Origin of the sequence: Novosphingobium sp. FKTRR1 (assembly GCF_020404405.1) — a bacterium.
Taxonomy (GTDB): Bacteria; Pseudomonadota; Alphaproteobacteria; order Sphingomonadales; family Sphingomonadaceae; genus Novosphingobium.
In genome coordinates, this window is record NZ_JAIZDA010000009.1 from 54,917 (window position 1) to 73,001 (window position 18,085).

Annotated in this window: 16 protein-coding genes; 11 read left to right on the plus strand and 5 right to left on the minus strand. The window is 65.1% G+C overall.

Features of this window, described 5'->3' with window-relative positions; all coding sequences use genetic code 11:
* Positions 1–18 precede the first annotated feature (18 nt).
* The 3 genes from LDN95_RS10670 to ppa all read left to right on the plus strand — a co-directional run bounded on the left by LDN95_RS10670 (position 19) and on the right by ppa (position 3,340).
* Positions 19–2,016 (plus strand): M61 family metallopeptidase, encoded by a 1,998-nt coding sequence (locus LDN95_RS10670; RefSeq protein WP_226017662.1) that lies wholly within the window; start codon positions 19–21, stop codon positions 2,014–2,016.
* A 10-nt stretch (positions 2,017–2,026) separates the two neighbouring features.
* A complete protein-coding gene (locus LDN95_RS10675; protein WP_226017663.1) occupies positions 2,027–2,710 on the plus strand; it encodes a DUF1345 domain-containing protein in 684 nt (227 codons plus the stop codon).
* Positions 2,711–2,800: 90 nt separating this feature from the next.
* Entirely contained in the window at positions 2,801–3,340 is a 540-nt protein-coding gene (ppa, locus tag LDN95_RS10680) for an inorganic diphosphatase (RefSeq protein WP_226017664.1), read from the plus strand.
* A gap of 107 nt (positions 3,341–3,447) precedes the next feature.
* Here the strand turns inward: ppa and LDN95_RS10685 are convergent, their stop codons facing one another.
* Positions 3,448–4,794, minus strand: a complete 1,347-nt coding sequence (locus tag LDN95_RS10685; protein WP_226017665.1) for a TldD/PmbA family protein — start codon at positions 4,792–4,794, stop codon at positions 3,448–3,450.
* A 181-nt stretch (positions 4,795–4,975) separates the two neighbouring features.
* Positions 4,976–5,350, minus strand: coding sequence for a hypothetical protein (locus tag LDN95_RS10690; protein ID WP_226017666.1), 375 nt, complete (start codon positions 5,348–5,350; stop codon positions 4,976–4,978).
* Between the two features lie 268 nt (positions 5,351–5,618).
* Here LDN95_RS10690 and lptB point away from each other — a divergent pair, with 268 nt between their 5' ends.
* Both lptB and rpoN read left to right on the plus strand, forming a co-directional pair.
* Positions 5,619–6,419, plus strand: coding sequence for an LPS export ABC transporter ATP-binding protein (gene lptB, locus LDN95_RS10695; protein ID WP_226017667.1), 801 nt, complete (start codon positions 5,619–5,621; stop codon positions 6,417–6,419).
* A gap of 33 nt (positions 6,420–6,452) precedes the next feature.
* Positions 6,453–7,976, plus strand: a complete 1,524-nt coding sequence (gene rpoN / locus LDN95_RS10700; RefSeq protein ID WP_226017668.1) for an RNA polymerase factor sigma-54 — start codon at positions 6,453–6,455, stop codon at positions 7,974–7,976.
* 13 nt (positions 7,977–7,989) lie between these two features.
* On the opposite strand, the gene LDN95_RS10705 is transcribed toward rpoN, so the two are convergent.
* The gene (locus LDN95_RS10705) at positions 7,990–8,847 is read right to left on the minus strand and encodes a metallophosphoesterase (protein ID WP_226017669.1); all 858 of its coding nucleotides are present in this window, start codon (positions 8,845–8,847) and stop codon (positions 7,990–7,992) included.
* A 245-nt stretch (positions 8,848–9,092) separates the two neighbouring features.
* Between LDN95_RS10705 and LDN95_RS10710 the strand changes: the two genes are divergently transcribed.
* From LDN95_RS10710 to LDN95_RS10730, 5 genes are all read left to right on the plus strand, one after another.
* Entirely contained in the window at positions 9,093–9,938 is an 846-nt protein-coding gene (locus LDN95_RS10710; RefSeq protein WP_226017670.1) for a tetratricopeptide repeat protein, read from the plus strand.
* A gap of 180 nt (positions 9,939–10,118) precedes the next feature.
* The gene (gene ctrA, locus LDN95_RS10715; RefSeq protein ID WP_226017671.1) at positions 10,119–10,820 is read left to right on the plus strand and encodes a response regulator transcription factor CtrA; all 702 of its coding nucleotides are present in this window, start codon (positions 10,119–10,121) and stop codon (positions 10,818–10,820) included.
* Between the two features lie 348 nt (positions 10,821–11,168).
* Positions 11,169–11,549 (plus strand): hypothetical protein, encoded by a 381-nt coding sequence (locus tag LDN95_RS10720; protein ID WP_226017672.1) that lies wholly within the window; start codon positions 11,169–11,171, stop codon positions 11,547–11,549.
* Between the two features lie 123 nt (positions 11,550–11,672).
* Positions 11,673–13,697, plus strand: a complete 2,025-nt coding sequence (locus LDN95_RS10725) for a TonB-dependent receptor (RefSeq protein ID WP_226017673.1) — start codon at positions 11,673–11,675, stop codon at positions 13,695–13,697.
* A 73-nt stretch (positions 13,698–13,770) separates the two neighbouring features.
* On the plus strand, positions 13,771–14,484 hold the full coding sequence (locus LDN95_RS10730; protein WP_226017674.1) for a tRNA (guanosine(46)-N(7))-methyltransferase TrmB: 714 nt from the start codon (positions 13,771–13,773) through the stop codon (positions 14,482–14,484).
* A 43-nt stretch (positions 14,485–14,527) separates the two neighbouring features.
* On the opposite strand, the gene pyk is transcribed toward LDN95_RS10730, so the two are convergent.
* Positions 14,528–15,955, minus strand: a complete 1,428-nt coding sequence (gene pyk, locus LDN95_RS10735; protein ID WP_226017740.1) for a pyruvate kinase — start codon at positions 15,953–15,955, stop codon at positions 14,528–14,530.
* A 161-nt stretch (positions 15,956–16,116) separates the two neighbouring features.
* Between pyk and LDN95_RS10740 the strand changes: the two genes are divergently transcribed.
* On the plus strand, positions 16,117–16,434 hold the full coding sequence (locus LDN95_RS10740; protein ID WP_226017675.1) for a DUF1244 domain-containing protein: 318 nt from the start codon (positions 16,117–16,119) through the stop codon (positions 16,432–16,434).
* A 7-nt stretch (positions 16,435–16,441) separates the two neighbouring features.
* Here LDN95_RS10740 and LDN95_RS10745 read toward each other — a convergent pair whose 3' ends face one another.
* Complete coding sequence (locus LDN95_RS10745) at positions 16,442–18,067, minus strand: glycosyltransferase family 39 protein (RefSeq protein ID WP_226017676.1); 1,626 nt, start codon at positions 18,065–18,067, stop codon at positions 16,442–16,444.
* Positions 18,068–18,085: the final 18 nt, after the last annotated feature.

Here is an 18,085-nt window from a genome sequence, read left to right on the forward strand (position 1 = left end):
CGCCATGACCTGCAACCCATGATCAAGACGCGCTTTCCGCTCCTCGCCGCCGCTGCCGTTACCGTGCTTGCCGCCGCATCGCTCGCCGCCCCAGTTGCCATCGCGCAGGTCCAGCCTGCGGGCAACACCCGCCCGCAGGCGGTGCCGATCGTCACCACCGTGCCCGATCCGCAGGACGTGGCCTATCCGGGCACGATCACGCTCGATATCGATGCCAGCGACCTTGCCACCGGAGCGTTCCGCGTGGTCGAGACGATCCCGGTGGGTGCCAACACCACCCGGCTGACGCTGCTCTACCCCGAATGGCTGCCCGGCAATCACGGCCCGCGCGGACCAATGCCGCAATTGGCGGGCGTCCAGTTCTTTGCCGGTGACAAACCACTGACATGGACGCGCGATCCGGTCGACGTCTATGCCTTCCATGTCGATGTGCCCGCCGGAACCGTGGCGGTGACCGCACGCTTCGTCCACACCTCGCCCCTTCGCGAGGATGAGGGCCGCGTGGTGATCACGCGCGAGATGCTCAACCTCGAATGGGAGAAGATGAGCCTCTATCCCGCCGGGCACTACGTGCGTCAGATCAAGATCAAGCCGACGGTGAGTGTGCCGGCCGGATGGAGCGTGTTCACTGCACTTGACGGCAAGACCGAGGTTGCCGGGGGGGCCGCCGGAGCGCCAACCCGCGTAAGCTGGGACGCCACCGACTACGAAACGCTGGTCGATTCGCCGATTTTCGCCGGGGCCCATGCCCGCCGCTTCGATCTGGGCTGGAACGTCTATCTCGATGCGGTAGCCGACAAGCCGGAGCTGCTGGCGATCAAGCCCGAGAACCTGCAGGTCTATCGCAATCTGGTGGCCGAAGCGCAGGCGACGTTCGGCGTGCGCCACTTCGACCACTACGACCTGCTGCTGGCGCTGACCGACCGCATGAGCGGGGTCGGGCTTGAGCACCACCGGTCGAGCGAGAACCAGTACGAGCCGCGCACGTGGATCGACTGGGCGGGCGGTGATTGGGACCGCAACGTCATCGCGCACGAGTTCACCCATTCGTGGGACGGCAAGTTCCGTCGCCCGGCCAAGCTGTGGACGCCGGATTACCGCACGCCGATGCAGGACAACCTGCTGTGGGTCTATGAAGGGCAGACGCAGTTCTGGGGCTATGTGCTCGCGGCGCGCTCGGGCGTGCAGAGCAAGGACATGGTGCTGGGCTCGCTGGCCAACTGGGCGGGCAGCTTCACCCAGTATCCGGGCCGCGAATGGCGCTCGGTCGAGGACACCACGCACGATCCCGTATTCGCGGCGCGGCGGCCCAAGCCGTTCCCGTCGCTGTCGCGGCAGGAGGAATACTACACCGAAGGCGCGCTGGTGTGGCTCGAAGCCGACCAGATCATCCGCGCCGGCACGCAAGGCAAGAAGGGGCTCGATGACTTCGCCCGCACCTTCTTCGGCTTGCGTGAGGGCGATTGGGGTGTGGTTCCCTACGAATTCGACGATGTGGTGGCGACGCTGAACGGCGTCTATGCTTATGATTGGGCCGGGTTCCTCAAGACCCGCATCCAGACCCCGGGCCAGCCTGCACCGCTTGGCGGGATCGAACGCGGCGGATATCGGCTGGTGTGGAAGGACGAGCCAAACGTCTTTGACAAGGCGCGGATGGGCGCGGCCAAGACGCTGTCGCTGTGGCACTCGCTGGGCATCAATCTGGACAAGGACGGCAAGATCACCGGTACCCGCTGGGACAGCGCCGCGTTCAAGGCCGGGATTGTGCCGGGTGTGACGATCGTGGCGGTCAACGGCACGGCCTATGATCAGGACACGATCAAGGCCGCGATCACTGCGGCCAAGGGCGCGGGCAAGGCGGTGGAACTGCTGATCAAGCGCGACGACCGCTTCACCACGGTGCCGGTCGATTATCACGATGGGCTGCGTTGGCCCTGGCTTGAACGGACACCGGGGGCCACGGGGCCGGGCGGACTGGACTGGCTGCTCTCGCCCCGCGCCGCGCGCGCGAAATAGGGGGCAGAGCTTGGCACGGCACCGGGCGGCGGCGACCGCGTATTGGGTGGGCAAGCGGTTGGCGCCGCCGCGCTTCCTGATGTTCCTGCTGTTGCTGCCGCTGGGCTATGTCGGATGGCGGATCGGCTTTGGCGGGCATCGGGTGACCGATTCGCTGGCGATCGGCTTCGACTTTGCCGCGGTCATGTTCTTCGCGTCGCTCTGGCCGCTGTTTCGCGCCTGCGATATCGGAGCGATGCGCGCGAATTCGGCGCGGAACGATGCCAACCGCGCCGTCGTTCTGGCTGTCACGACGATCCTGACGATCGTGATCCTGGCTGCCATCGTCGGCGAACTGCCCAATGCCGGCAAGGGCAACCTGATCGCGGTGGGCAAGCTGATCGGCACGCTGGCGCTGACCTGGCTGTTCGCCAATGTCGTCTATGCGCTGCACTATGCCCACGAATACTATCGGATTGACCCCGCAAGTGGTTCAGATCGCAAGGGACTTGCCTTTCCGGGGGACGAGCCGCCGGACTACCTCGATTTCCTCTACTTCTCGTTCACGCTGGGCATGACGTTTCAGACGGCGGACGTCGAAATGTCCGGGCGCGCCATCCGTCGGATCGCGATCGTCCACTGCCTTGCCGCCTTCGTGTTCAACATCGGGGTGATCGCCTTCACCATAAATGTCATCGGCGGGGCTACGGGTTAACCGAAAGTCTACCATAAGTGTGTTGTTGCGATGCACAAGGCGCGCCGCTAGAGGCAAGGGCCGGAACTCCACGCCAAGCAGGGGCACACAATGCGTATCGACTTGATTCCGACTGGCAAGAATCCCCCGGAAAGCCTGAACGTCGTCATTGAAGTGCCGATCGGCGGCGAGCCGGTGAAGTACGAATTCGACAAGGCGTCGGGCGCGCTGTTCGTCGATCGCATTCTGCACACGCCGATGCGCTATCCGGCCAACTACGGCTTCGTTCCCCACACGCTTTCGCCCGATGGCGACCCGCTCGATGCGCTGGTCATTGCCCGCTCGCCGTTCGTGCCCGGCTCGGTCGTGCGCGCACGCCCGATCGCGGTGCTGAACCTTGAGGACGAGCACGGCGGCGATGAAAAGCTGGTCTGCGTTCCCGACGATTCGACCTTCCCGTACTATTCGGACGTGAAGGAAAAGGACGATCTGCCCGAGATCGTGCTGCTGCAGATCGAACACTTCTTCACCCACTACAAGGATCTGGAGAAGGAAAAGTGGGTTCGCGTCGGCACCTGGGGCGGTGCGGAAGACGCCAAGCAGATCACCATCGAGGCGATCGAGCGCTATAACGCCAACAAGGACGCCTGATCGGCTGGCGGGCTCCCGACCGGGGCTGCGTTTCCTCAGACCAATCAAAAAGGGCCGCCACAGGGATTCCTGCGGCGGCCCTTTTGTCATTGATTGGCAGGGCAGCTTCAGTCGCCGGCAACACTCATGCGGTCGATCCGCAGCGTGGGCGTGTCGATACCGCGCTGCAGTTCCAGATCATCGGCGGCGACGAGCGCTGCAAACATGTCGATCAGATTGCCCGCAATGGTGAATTCGGCGACCGGCTCGGTGATCTCGCCGCGCACGATCCGAAATCCCGATGCACCGCGGCTGTAGTCACCGGTCACGCCGTTGACGCCCTGGCCGATCAATTCGGTCACGTAGATCCCATCGACGATGTCGGCCATCAGCGCTTCGGGCGCCACCGCGCCGGGTTGCAGCACGACGTTGGCGGCGCTGATGTGCGGCGCGCCCGAACCGCCGCGTCCGGCATGGCCGGTCGGCGCCTGACCGAGCTGGCGCGCGGCCGCTGAATCCATCAGCCAACCGGTCAGCCGGCCGTTCTCGACCAGTGCGCGCGGTGCAGTGGGCAGACCCTCGCCGTCGAACGGGCGCGAGCGCAGGCCGCGCAGGCGCAGCGGTTCATCGACGATGGTGATCGAGGAATCGAATATCTGCGCGCCATCCCGATCGAGCAGAAAGCTGGAGCGCCGGGCAATCGATGCACCGCTGATCGCGCCGAGCAAGTGGCCGACCAGCGTGCCGCCGACGCGCGGATCGAACACGATCGTGCTGGTTCCGCTTTTCACCCGTGCGGGGTTCAGGCGGCGCACCGCGCGGGTGCCGGCCTCAAGCCCGATGACCTCGGGCGCGGCCAGATCGGCGGCGTGGCGCACGCTGCGCCAGCCATAGTCGCGCTGCATGTTGCCGCCTTCGCCCGCCACCACGCTGGCCGAAAGGCCATGGTTGCTGGCTGAATAGCCTCCACCAAATCCGTGGCTGGTGGCCAGAGCCACCACGCTGCGCCCGGAAGAGGCGCCGCCGCCCTCGCTGTTGGTCACGCCGGGAACCGCACGCGCCGCGTCCTCTGCGGCTTGGGCAAGGCGGCGCAGATCGGCCGGCGCGGGGTCGCTCCCATCGTCAAGGTCCAGGTCAGGCACATCGCCGCGCAGCAGCAGTCCCGCATCGGCCAGCCCGGCAAAGGCGTCGGGCGGGGCAAGCCGGGCCATCGCCACGGCCCGTGCGGCCAGTTCATCCAGCGCTTCATCGCCAAGATCGGTCGACCCGATCGAGGCCGAGCCGCCACCGGCAAACACGCGCAGCGAAACCTGTTCGGATTCCGAACGCTCGACATCTTCGAGCGCGCCAAGCCGCACGGCCACGGATTCGGACGAGTTGGCGATGTAGACAGCATCGCTCGCTTCGGCTCCGGCGCGGCGCGCACGCGCGATCAAGGCCTCGCAGCGGTCCTGGGCTTGGGCGGGCGTGAGCATTGTCGGGCCTTTCGCAAAGAAAGACCGCGATCTAGGCGGCGGGGAGAGATTGCGCAACGTCATGGTTGGCAGGCAAGGGGAGCTGCCTAGCCGGTGCGCCTGAATCAGTGCGCCTGAATCGGTGCGCCTGAATCGGTGCACCTTGGAAGGTGCCAGCAGTTTCCTGGGGGCTCGCTGCCCCTCAGATCGCGCTGACGACCGCCTTGAACAGACCGGTGACGAGGAACGGCAGGCCGATCGACAATAGCCACACGGCGATACGATCGCGGCGGAAGGCGGCGCCGCGTGCGGGATCGGCAGCGGCGATGTCATCCAATCCTTCCCATCGGCGTTCGAAGTGACGGAACAACGGGATGATTGCGGCCACCAGCACCACCAGCGCGAACAGCGGCAGCAGCGAACTGCCCTTGCCGTCGATCGCATGCATCGTGACGAAAATCTGCAGGCCGGTGTAAACCAGCAGGCCATAAGCGACCGTGTCGCTCATGCGCTTGCGCCAGTCGACCTGACTGTGCCGCGAAACCAGATGGATTCCGCTGCCGAAGGACTTGTTCATAGCCGTCCCTTTGTTTTGTCTCTCCACCTTCGACTAGATCACGCATCGAAACGGGTTTCAAGTGTGATCGGTTTTCAAAGCGGGACGGGGCGGACCATAAGGGTGAAACCTGATAGTATCGGGTCGCACCATGCACAAATCCTGCCAGATCATGCGTGCGCGCTCTTTGCCCGACGCGCCGGGCGGGCTATGAGGCCCCGGATGACAACCGCCGTTAGCGCCCGGACAAGCGCGAAACAGGCGTGAAGGAAGGCGAGACGGCACGGCAATGACGGCCCTGGCAGACGAATTCGCGGCACCCGTTCGCAGCGGTGCGACGCAGGCGGCGGCCCCAAGCAGCCTTGAACAGGGCGGGCTTGAGGTCGTCTCGATCGCCAAGTCCTATGACAAGCGCGCGGTTCTGACCGATATCTCGCTGTCGGTGGCCAAGGGCGAGGTACTGGGCCTGCTCGGCCCCAATGGCGCCGGCAAGACCACATGCTTCTATTCGATCATGGGACTGGTCCGGCCCGACTCGGGGCGCATCCTGCTCGATGGCGTCGATATCACGCGGCTGCCGATGTATCGTCGCGCGATGCTGGGACTGGGCTATCTGCCACAGGAAACTTCGATCTTCCGTGGCATGACGGTGGAGCAGAACATCGCCACCGTCCTCGAACTGGGCGAACCCGACAAGGCGACGCGCGAAGCCGAGCTGGAACGGCTGCTCGACGAGTTCGGCCTGACCCGGTTGCGTACCAGCCCGGCCATGGCACTGTCGGGCGGCGAGCGGCGGCGCTGCGAGATCGCGCGTGCGCTGGCGGCACGGCCCTCGATCATCCTGCTGGATGAACCCTTTGCCGGTATCGATCCGCTGTCGATCAACGAGATCCGCCATCTGGTCAAGGATCTGAAGCGGCGCGGCGTCGGGGTGCTGATCACCGACCACAACGTACGCGAAACGCTTGATATCGTTGACCGCGCCTGCATCATCTATGGCGGGCAGGTGCTGTTTTCGGGAAGCCCCGAAGCGCTGGTCGCAGACCCCAACGTGCGCCGTCTTTACCTGGGTGAAGGCTTCACCCTGTAAGGCCATGCGCATGATGCGGAGGGGATGACAAGGATGGCGCTGGGCCCAAGACTGGATCTCAGGCAGAGCCAGTCGCTGGTTATGACGCCGCAGTTGCAGCAGGCCATCAAGCTGCTGGCGCTGTCGAACCTTGAGGTCGAAGCCTTCATCGGCGAGGCGCTCGACGCCAACCCGCTGCTCGAGATCGGCGAGAGCGCGGGCAGCGCCGATTCTGACATCGCCCCGTCCGAGGCAGAGGCGCAGCGGCGCACGTCGCTGGAAAATTCACCGGTCGATCAACTGGTAGGTGAGGGAAGGGCGGCGGATGACCGCCCGCTGGATATCGACCCCGCCACGCTCGACCGCGACCGCGATACCGGCGACTGGAGTGATGCGCCTGGTGCCAGCGGAAGTGCCAGCGGCAGCGGCGGTGGTGGCGAAGCGCCCGACATCGAGGAACGAGCCAGCCTTGATGCCACGCTGGCCGAACACCTGCACGGCCAGATCGGCGCGACCACGTCCGACCCAGTGTTGTTGTTCGTCGCCCGCTGGCTGATCGATCAGCTTGACGAAGCGGGCTATCTGACGACCTCGCTGGCCGAAACCGCCAACGCGCTGGGGGTTCCGCTGGAGCGGGTGGAGGCTGCGCTGGACTTGGTGCAGGCGCTTGATCCGACCGGCGTTGGCGCGCGCTCGCTGGCCGAATGTCTTGCCCTGCAAGCGCGTGAGGCGGACCGCCATGATCCCTGCATGGCGCGCCTGCTCGACAATCTCGATCTGCTGGCGCGCGGTGAACTGGCGCGGCTCAAGCGGATGTGCGGGGTCGATGACGAGGACTTTGCCGGGATGATGGCCGAACTGCGCGGCTATGATCCCAAGCCGGGCTTGCGTTTTGGTAGCGGTCCGGCCGAAGCGGTGGTGCCCGACATTCTGGTCCGGCGCAGCAAGGCCGCCGATGCGCAGGCCGGTGACTGGACGGTCGCGCTCAATCAGGCCACGCTGCCGCGTCTGATCATCAACCGCAGCTATTATGTCGAGATGCGCGGCGCCTGTGTCAGCAAACAGGCGCGCGGGTGGCTGGGCGAACGGCTGGCCGACGCCAACTGGCTGGTCAAGGCGCTCGACCAGCGGCAAAAGACCATCCTGAAGGTCGCCAGCGAGATCGTGCGCCAGCAGGACGGGTTCTTTCGCCATGGTGTGGCGCATCTGCGGCCGCTCACCTTGCGGGCAGTGGCCGAGACGATCTCGATGCACGAATCGACCGTCAGCCGGGTCACTTCGAACAAGTACCTGCATTGCGAGCGCGGCACGTTCGAGTTGAAATTCTTCTTCACCTCGGGCGTGGCTTCGGCCGATGGCGAAGGTGCGGTCTCGGCCGAAGCGGTCAAGGCCGGGATCCGCCAGTTGATCGATGCCGAAGATCCCAAAGCGGTGCTGTCGGACGATGCGCTGGTCGAGTTGCTGCGCGAACGCGGCTTCGATCTTGCCCGGCGGACCGTGGCCAAATATCGCGAGGCGATCGGCCTTGGCAGTTCGGTACAACGCAGACGGCAGAAGACCTTGGCGGGCGTGCGTTAGGCAGCGGGTTAACTCAGGTGAGAGCCGGTCGTTCGGCCAGGAGCCGTTCGATCAGCGGCTGGCGTTGCACGTCAAAACGGGCGAGCACCTCATGCACCTCGCAGGTTTGCCAGTGCGTGACGATCTGGCGGCCATTCCACCAGTGCAGCGCAAAGCCCGGCGGGTCGGCCACGATCATCGCGCGCGCATCGGGATGGGCGGGGTCGATCGCGCGCAGATCGAGTGCCACTTGCGGTGCGGTTGCGGGGCAGACGGTGACGGTCAATCCTTCCCATTGCGCGGCGATGGCGCGGTGGAGGTGGCCGCAGATCAGGCCGACCACATTGGCGCGACCGCGCAGGCAGGAGGCCAGCCGCTCCACCCAGGGCTCGGCCGGATCGGTATTCATCCACGCAATGCCGACCTCGATCGGCGGATGATGCTGGACGATGAGCGTGGGCTTGTCGGGGGCTTCGTCGAGCCGTGCGGTGAGCCAGGCGGCACGCACCTCGCAAAAACCGCCACCGTGCCGGTCGATCTCGAGCGTATCGAGCACCAGCAGGCGCAAGGCGGGCGTTTCGATGGCATAGTGCAGGAACCCTTCGGCGAAGGGGGCTTCGGGAAAGGCGGCGTGAAAGGCTGCGCGCTGGTCGTGGTTGCCCAGCGCAAAATGGACCGGAAAAGGAAGGCCGGCCAGCACGTCGCGCAAGTGTTCATAGCTTTGGCGGTCACCGAATTCGGACAAGTCTCCCGTGGCCAGCAGCAGATCGGGTAGTGGATCGAGCGCGACCAGCGCCGCCAGGGTCCGATCGAGCCGCAGCCGGTTGGTTTCCCCGGCGCAACCGTCCGGAAAACCAAGGTGGAGGTCGGTGATCTGCGCGATCAGGACCAAGGCAATTGCCGCCCATGCGCTGCCCGCGAGGCTTTCTGGCCGGTTCCGGGATCGATCCTGTCCATGGGTGCCAGCCTCTCACAGTGCGCGGAAAAAATCGACCGGGAGCGCGTTCGCTTTGGCGCAAATTCCAAGTTTCCGCAGCGTCAACCCGGATCGACCATGCACGCGGCTTGCAACGATGCGCCCGGGCACGATATGCGGCCTTAACAAGGGGCACCTTCGGGGTGCTTCAGGAGCAATTGATGACCGATTTCGATCCCCAGTCCGCAACCCACTCGCCCGATGCCAAGGGTTCGGGCGTGGGCGCGGGTGTGGGTGTGGGCGTGGGCGGGGATGACACAGGCGGCGGATCGCGCGCGCGCCTGCCGCGTTGGGCGCTGTTCGGCGCCGCTGCGGTTGCCGTTGCCGCCGCGGGCAGCATGGCATTCAATCGGGGGGAAAAGGCGCAAGTTGCGGTTGTCGCCCCGCCCGAACCCGTGTCGAGCGAGGCTCCTGTCGTCGACGACGTGATCACCCGGCTGGAAACCCGGCTGAAGGATGCGCCCGACGATGCCGATGCGTGGCGCAAGCTGGGCTGGTCGCACTTCCAGACCGGCGACTATGCCGCTGCGGCCACCGCGCTGCGCAAGGCGAACAAGCTCGATCCCACCCACGCCGAGACTTATTCGTTTCTGGGTGAATCGCTGGTTCTGGCAAGCAAGCGCGAAGGACGCATCCCGCCTGAGGCGCGCGCCGCCTTCGAAAAGGCGCTCAAGCTCAACCCCAAGGATGCACGGGCGCGCTATTTCAGGGCCCTGTCGCTTGACTTGGGCGGGCAGCACCGGCGGGCGATCAACGCGTGGTTCGATCAGTTGAAGGATACGCCACCCGACGCGCCCTACGCCGACGATATCCGCAAGGTCATCCGCAGCGTTGGCGCACAGCACAAGATCGAGGTGGAAAAGCGCCTTGCCGAGGTGCAGTTCGTTCCCCCCAGCGCGGCGCCGACCCCTGCGGCTGGGGCAAAGACCGGTGGCGGACCCGGCACCCCTGCCGAATCGGCTAAACCACATGGTGCGGCTAAGGCGGCTGCTACCCCCGGCAAATGACGGCCATAACCGCGAATGCGGGTTAACCCTTGCCTTCACAGCGGGTGCATTGACGTTAAATTAACCTTTCATGTTCATTGCTCGTATGGTTAATGGACGGCAGAACCCGAACGAACCCGATTGAAATCACGACCGGGAAGGGGCTGTTGCCGGCACAAAATGGCAAGAAGGGGCTGATCAATGCGCGTGCTGCTGATCGAGGATGAGCCTACCACGGCCAAGGCCATCGAGCTTATGCTTTCGGCTGAGGGGTTTAACGTCTACTCCACCGATCTGGGTGAGGAAGGCCTCGATCTGGGCAAGCTGTATGATTACGACATCATCCTGCTCGACCTGAACCTGCCCGACATGCACGGGTACGATGTGCTCAAGAAGCTGCGCGTCGCCAAAGTGCAGACACCGGTGCTGATTTTGTCCGGTATCTCCGAAATGGATTCAAAAGTCCGCTCGTTCGGTTTCGGTGCCGACGACTATGTGACCAAGCCTTTCCATCGCGAAGAACTGATCGCCCGTATCCACGCGGTCGTGCGCCGCTCGAAGGGGCATTCGCAGTCGGTCATCCGCACCGGCAAGCTTTCGGTCAATCTCGACGCCAAGACGGTCGAAGTCGATAGCGCGCGCGTGCACCTGACCGGCAAGGAATACGCGATGCTCGAGTTGCTTTCGCTGCGCAAGGGCACCACGCTGACCAAGGAAATGTTCCTCAACCACCTGTACGGCGGGATGGATGAGCCGGAACTGAAGATCATCGACGTGTTCATCTGCAAGCTGCGCAAAAAGCTCGCGCACGCCTGCGATGGTGAAAACTACATCGAAACCGTGTGGGGCCGTGGCTACGTGCTGCGTGATCCCGACGATCTTACAGCCATCGCCGCTGCCTGAGGGCGCCTGCGCGCTGAGGCCTGAGGCCCGCCGCAGCCCTCAGGCGTCGAATGGTGATCCGCTGTTTGGTGTCATGCGTTGCCCTGCCTGCGCGGCTTATGTCGGGCTGGCGTAAAAAGGCATCGCCTGATCGGCGGCGGCCAACTCGGCAACGTTCCCATGAGCGTGTTTCCCGAACGGCTTGCGGTGTGGTCCAGCACCATCGGCTAGCGATCCGCACAACGCTCGATGCGCGCTTAACCGCTTGCAAAGCTTAAGCCTTGCTCAATGTGATACTATAACATATTGAACCCCCTGCCTGCCGTGCGGCAGCGTCGCGCTGGATGGCGCTTCGGCAAGGAGAATGGGGTGAAACCGGCCGTCTGGCCCGAATCGACAGGAGCGATGGCCCGCTTGCGTCAGGCGTGGCTGATCGTGCTGCTGTTCGCATTCGGGTGGCACGGCCTTGTCCTGCAGAGCCATATCCATGCCCCGGCCAATGCCGGAATGCATGCCGCGCGCAGCCTGACCAGCGGCGATGGCGAGCGCCGGCTGCCTGTTTCCGAAACCTGTCCGATCGAGCGCGAAGGCGCGTTCTCGGGCGCCTTCCTGTCCCCTGACGCGCCATCGTTCCAGCCTCGCCCGGCAGCGGTCGATTGGAGCCATCGCCCCTGCGCGCTCCATGCGGCGCACCGTGCGACCGGGCACAACTGGCAAAGCCGCGCGCCGCCGCCGTCGATGAACGCTTGAACGCCTGAACTGGCAATCGACCGCTTCAGGCTGATCGCACTTTGTCTCGCACACCGGCTTCCCCCCTTGGCCGGTCGTGTTTCCGGCGAGCCGTCGACGCTCGTCATCCGGAGGTTTTCCGCAATGCGTTTCGTTTTCCCGACCAGCGTGGCGCTCGCCGCGCTCACGCCGACCCTTGCTTTGGCCGCACCCGATGCTGCGGTTGCGGCCGACGATGGCCAGCAGCAGTCCCCGGCCGCTCAATCCGCCCAGCAACAGATCGTCGTTACCGCCTCACCCTTTGCCCATGCCCGCGACGAGACACCTGCGATCGTTGCCAAAGTCGATGCCGAACAGATCCTCAAGTCTGGCGGATCGAGCATCGGCGAGGCGCTGGCCAACATTCCGGGCGTGTCCAGTTCCGGCTTCGCCGCAGGCGCCAGCCGTCCGATCATCCGGGGCATGGATTCCACCCGCGTCCGCATGCTTGAGGATGGGACCAGCAGCTCGGACGTTTCGGACATCGGCCCTGATCATGGCGTGCCGATCGACCCGCTCGCCGCGCGCAGCATCGAAGTGGTGCGCGGCGCAGGAACGCTGCGCTATGGCAGCCAGGCCATCGGCGGCGTGGTCAACGTCCTGAACAACCGCGTGCCCCTGACGCTGTCATCGACGCCGCTGGCGGCAGAGGCTTCGGGCACGTATGCCAGCGTCTCGGATACATGGCAGGGGGCCGGGCTGGTCGATGCCAAAGCGGGCAACGTCGCCTTGCATGCCGATGGGTTCGTGCGCGATTCCTCGGACTATGACACCCCGCTCGGCCGTCAGGCCAACAGCTTCTTTCGCGGTAGTGGCGAATCGGCCGGGGCAAGCTGGTTTCTGGGCGACGGCAAGAGCCGCATCGGCGCCGCCGTGGTGCAGTACGATGCGCGCTACGGCATCCCCAGCGACATTACCTACATCGACATGAAGCAGACCAAGGTGCTGACAAAGTCGTATTTCGATCTGGGTTCAGGCGCGTTCAAGGCCTTCACGCTCGATGGCAGCTATGCCAATTACCAGCATCAGGAAAAGAACCCCGACGGCAGCACCAACTCCACTTTCAAGAACAAGGAATACGATGCGCGGGCCGAACTGGTCGCCAATCCGATCGGCCCGTTCAGCAATATCGCGCTGGGCAGCGAGTACCAGCATCGCGCCTTTTCGGCGCTGGGCGAAGGCGGCGACTACCTCTCGCCCGCCACGGCCCGGACCATCGCCGGTTATGTCTTTACCGATGCCAAGCTGGGGCGGCGCTTCCACCTCGAGGCAAGTGGACGAATCGAATCGGTCGCGATCAGCGGCACTCCGGTCAATGATCTGCCGACGCGGGTAAGTTATACCCCGGTCAGCGGCGCCATCGGCGTGCTTTATGAGCCGGCCGGCGCGGTGAAGCTGGGCCTGACTTTTGCCAGCACTGCGCGCGCACCGGCGCTGACCGAACTGTTCGCACGCGGGGCGCACGATGGTCCGGGCACTTACGAACTTGGCGACGCCACACTCAAGCCCGAGCGCGCCAACTCGCTCGAGGGATCGCTGCGCATCCGCAAGGGGCCATTTCGCTTTGACGGCAGTGTCTATGCCACGTGGTTCAACAACTACATCTATGGCGATCTGACCGGCAAGCTGTGCGACGATGCCGGGGTCTGCGGCACCGATGGCAGCTTGCGCCAGCTGTTCTATCGCCAGCAGGGCGCCCGCTTCCGGGGTGTCGAGGGTGAGGCGCATTATGACCTGCTGCGCGGGCAAGGCGGCACGCTTTCGGCCAAGCTGATGGGCGATGTGACGCGCGCCACGCTCGATGACGGCAGCAACGTGCCCCGCATTCCGCCGTGGCGCATGGGCGGTGGCCTTGGCTGGCAGGGCGATCGCTTTGACGCGGGCATCAACCTGATCCACGCCGGGCGGCAGAGCCATTTCGGGCGGTTCGATTCGGCGACCCCGGCTTATGATGCGCTCGATGCCCAAGCCTCGTGGCGGCCGTTTCGCAACTTGCCGGGCGTGGAGTTCGCGATCGTCGGCCAGAACCTGACCAACGCGGTGCAACGCAATGCGGCCTCGCTCAACAAGGATCTGGTGATCAGTCCGGGGCGCAATGTCCGCTTCGTGATCAAGGTCGCCACGTTCTGAACCGGAGCGGCTTGGTCAATGGGTGGCCGGTCCCCATTGACCAAGCCGGCTGCCCCTGCCATCGGGCGCGGCCATGACAGCCTACAAATCCGGCGATCCCACCACGCTCAACCGACTCTATGGCCGTGCCAAGGGCAAACCCTTGCGCACTGCCCAGCAGGGTCTGGTCGATACCCTGCTGCCGCGCATTGCCGTGCCGCTTGAGGGCGAGGTGACCGCCACCCGTCTGTTCGGCCGCGATTGCCCGCTGCACTTCGAGATCGGCTTTGGCGGGGGCGAGCACATGGCCGGGCGCGCCGACATGCTACCCGACCACGGCTTCATCGGCGCCGAGCCGTTCCTCAACGGCGTCGCGCAGGCGCTGACGCACCTTGATGGCGACAACGGCGCACATCCGCCGATCGGTAACGTCCGCATCCACCATGGCGATGCGCTGGAGGTGCTGGCGCGGGTGCCCGATGGCGCGCTGTCATTCCTCTATCTGCTTCACCCCGACCCCTGGCCCAAGGCGCGCCATGCCAAGCGGCGGATGATGAACGACGGGCCGGTTGACCTGATTGCGCGCAAGCTCAAGCCGGGCGGCGAGTTCCGCTTCGGCACCGATCACCCGATCTATCTGCGCCATGCGCTGATGACCATGCGCCGCCATTCCGACCAGTTCGAATGGCTGGCGCAGGCCCCGCGTGACTTCCTCGTGCGCCCGGGCGGCTGGCCCGAAACCCGCTACGAGGCCAAGGCCCGCGCGCAAGGGCATGAGGTCTGGTACTTCCGCTACCGGCGCAAGTAGCATCGGCTTTCGGCCCGGTGCTGGCGCACCGGGCGCGCTGGCCTTATTCGCCGTAGCGTTCGAGTTCGTTGCCGCTCAGGGTCACCACATGAAGCAGGTTGGTCGCCCCCGGCGTACCGAATGGCACCCCGGCCAGCGCCACCAGTTTCGAACCGGCGGTGCCGAACCCATGGCGCAGCGCCATGCGCTTGCCCTTGGCGATCATTTCTTCAAAGCTGCCGATGTCCTTGGTGCTGACCGCGTGGGCGCCCCACAGCAGGCCAAGGCGCCTTGCGGTCTTGACCGCAGGCGTCAGCACCAGCATCGGCACGCCGGGCCGTTCGCGCGCCACGCGCCGCGCGGTCGAGCCTGAGCCGGTGAACACGATGATCCCGGCGATCGGCAGCGTCTCGGTGATCGACGCGGCCGCCTGCGCCAGCGCGTCGGCGGTGGTCGGATCGGGCTGGGTTTCGATGAAATGGATGCGCGCGGCATAGCCCGGATCGCGCTCAACTTGCGTCGCGATGCGGTGCATGATCGTGACCGCTTCTTCGGGCCAGGCACCGGCGGCAGTTTCGGCCGACAGCATCACCGCATCGGCGCCGTCATAGACCGCGTTGGCGACGTCCGAGACTTCGGCGCGGGTCGGTGTGGGCGCCTCGATCATCGATTCGAGCATTTGCGTGGCGACAACCACCGGCTTGCCCTGACGGCGAGCGCCTTCGACGATGCGCTTTTGCAGCGGCGGCACTTCTTCGGGATTGAGTTCGACGCCCAGATCGCCGCGTGCCACCATGATGCCATCGGACAGCTCGATGATCTCGTCCAGACGGCCGATTGCGGCCGGCTTCTCGATCTTGGCCATCAGGGCGCCGTAACCGCCCATCAGGCGGCGCGCCTCGGCCACGTCCTCGGGCCGCTGCACGAACGACAGCGCGATCCAGTCGGCGCCGTGCTCGACCGCAAAGGCCAGATCGCGACGGTCCTTCTCGGTCAGTGCGGGCACAGGCACCACCGCGTCGGGTACGTTCACGCCCTTGCGGTCGGAGATTACGCCGCCAACTTCGGCCGAGCACAGGATCTCGTCCGCGCTGGCGCGGATCACCCGGAGCCGCAGCTTGCCATCGTCGATCAGCAGGCGCTGGCCTTTCTGCAGGATGCCGAACAGTTCGGGATGCGGCAGGCAGACGCGGTTTTCATCGCCCGGCTCGGGATTGCGGTCGAGCGTGAAGTGGCCCGAATGGCGGATGACGGCGCGGCCATCCTTGAACGTGCCGACCCGCAGCTTGGGGCCTTGCAGATCGCACAGGACAGTGACGGGGCGACCGACCCGCTCCTCCAGCGCACGGATATCGGCGATGGTCTGGGCGTGGGTCGCGTGATCGCCATGGCTCATGTTCACGCGAAAGGCATCGACGCCGGCGCGATAGAGCTTTTCGAGCATCTCGGGCGCACGACTGGCCGGGCCGACCGTGGCGAGAATCTTGACCATACGTCCGCGCGGCTTGTGATTGGGTTCCGAGGTCGCCACGACTATCTCCTTTGGGCAGGGTGACAGGCCCGACACGGGCCACAGGTGCGGCTTGGAATGCGGCTGGCGTATGGCCTATGGATCCTTAAAACCCAAGGCCCAATTCCCTCAGGACTTTTGACATGGATACGAATGCATCCGATCCGCTCGATTCGTTGCCCGATGCCGTAGCGGCACAAGCCTTCCGTCGGCTGGTCCGGCACTTGCGCCATCGCCACGATGCCCAGAACATCGAACTGATGGGACTGGCGGGTTTTTGCCGCAACTGCCTGGCCGACTGGATCAACGAATCCGGTGCTGGGTTCGACAAGGCGACCGCGCGTGAAGTGATCCACGGCCTTCCCGCCGCCGACTGGAAAGAGCGCTACCAGACCGAAGCGACCCCCGAACAGCTCGCGCGGATGGCCGAAAGCATGAAGCGCAACGCTGCGGCAGAATGAAACGGGCCTATCCGCCAGCGCCATCGTCCGCGCCATCTTCGGCGTCGTCATCGTCTGCGCCGCCGGTATATTCGGCGGTGTAGTCGGGCACGCGTGGCGGCTCACCGGTGGCAGGCGGGTCGAAAGCGGCGATCGGGATCGGTCCGATCAACTCACCATCGTCCCACTGCAGTTCGGGATAGTCACCCGGATCAAGGCCCAGATGCTGCAGGGGCGTGTAGAAATAGCGGCTAAAGGCATAGACCACTTGCACATCGCCGAGCGCCGCGCGCACCTTGTCCGGGGCGACAAGCGCTCCGCGATAGCCGCCGAACGCCCAGTTGTCGGTTGGCTTGGGGTCGGCCATGACCACCAGCGGGAACGGACACTCGGCCCCCTTGAATTCGAGGTGGCACGCCTGCTGCAGGATCACGCCGATCGATTCGTGGCTGGCCAGCAGCGCTGCATGGGGCGTTGCCGCCACGGTGCGCACGGTGGTGCGCCAGTCTTGCGGAACCGAGATCCAGTCGAACAGGAACAAGTCGATCAGGCCCGACACCAGCAGGCTGATGCAGATCGACGCCACGCTGATGGCATGGAGCCAGCGCCCGGCCAGATCGGCGCACAGACGCCGCGCGTGCAACGATGAAGCCGCCAGCAGCACGGTGAAGTTGGCGCACCAGTGCAGCGTGTAGTCCGAGGTGATGGGATGGACCGCATCGGCCGCCTTGAACACTACCAGTGTCGCGACCACGATGAACACGCTCAACCGCACAACCCGCTGGTCAAAGTTCCGCCAGCTTCCAATCACCACCAGCGCCGCCATCAGCGCGGTGCTGACCGTGCCATCGGTCAGCAATTGCAGGTTCAGTGTGGATTGGTAGTCGACCAGCGCAAGTGGTTGCAGCCAGTCGATGTTCGCGGTGTGCTGGCGCAACTGGACCAGTGCGATCACGATCACCCAGAACGAGGCGAGCGCCACGGCCACGTTGGCCGCAAGCAACTGCGCCAATCTGGCTGGCGCGATGTCGCGGCGTAGTGCCGCGTCGGCAAAGACCGCGATAGTCGCGATCACCGGCCACAGCACCATCGTGGTGTGGCAATAGATCGCCACCGTGGCCGCAAGACCGTATGTCAGCCAGCCGATCCGCACCGATCGCGCATCGCGGCCGTCGATCGCACTCAACAGTCCGGTAAACGAGATCAGTATCGCCAGCTTGGCCAGCACATAGCCGCGCACATAGGCCGTGGCATAGGCATCGGCGGGCGATAGCGCGAACAGCATGACCGCCAGCAGCGCCGGGGCAAAGCCGAACCGGCGCCAGGTGAAGCGGGTGAACAGCGCAAGGTGGACGGAACCGATCAGCAGCGGCAGCGCGCGCATCGCCCAATCGGTTTCGGGCACGACCATGCGCCACACCCGCAACAGCGAATAGAACAAGGGTGGATTGGTTTCGCGCAGCAACCACCAGCCCCACAGACGGCCGAAGGACTGGTCCGAGAAGTAGAGCGAGGCGTATTCGTCAAAGACCAGCGATGAGCTGGCCTGACGCAGCCACAGGCCGATAGCGGTCAGCAATGCCGCGGCAAGCAGCCCCGCCTGCCACCAGCGCAATCCCACCCGATGCCCCATCACTTGCCGCGCCCTGTCCATCCCGACAATTCCGGTCCG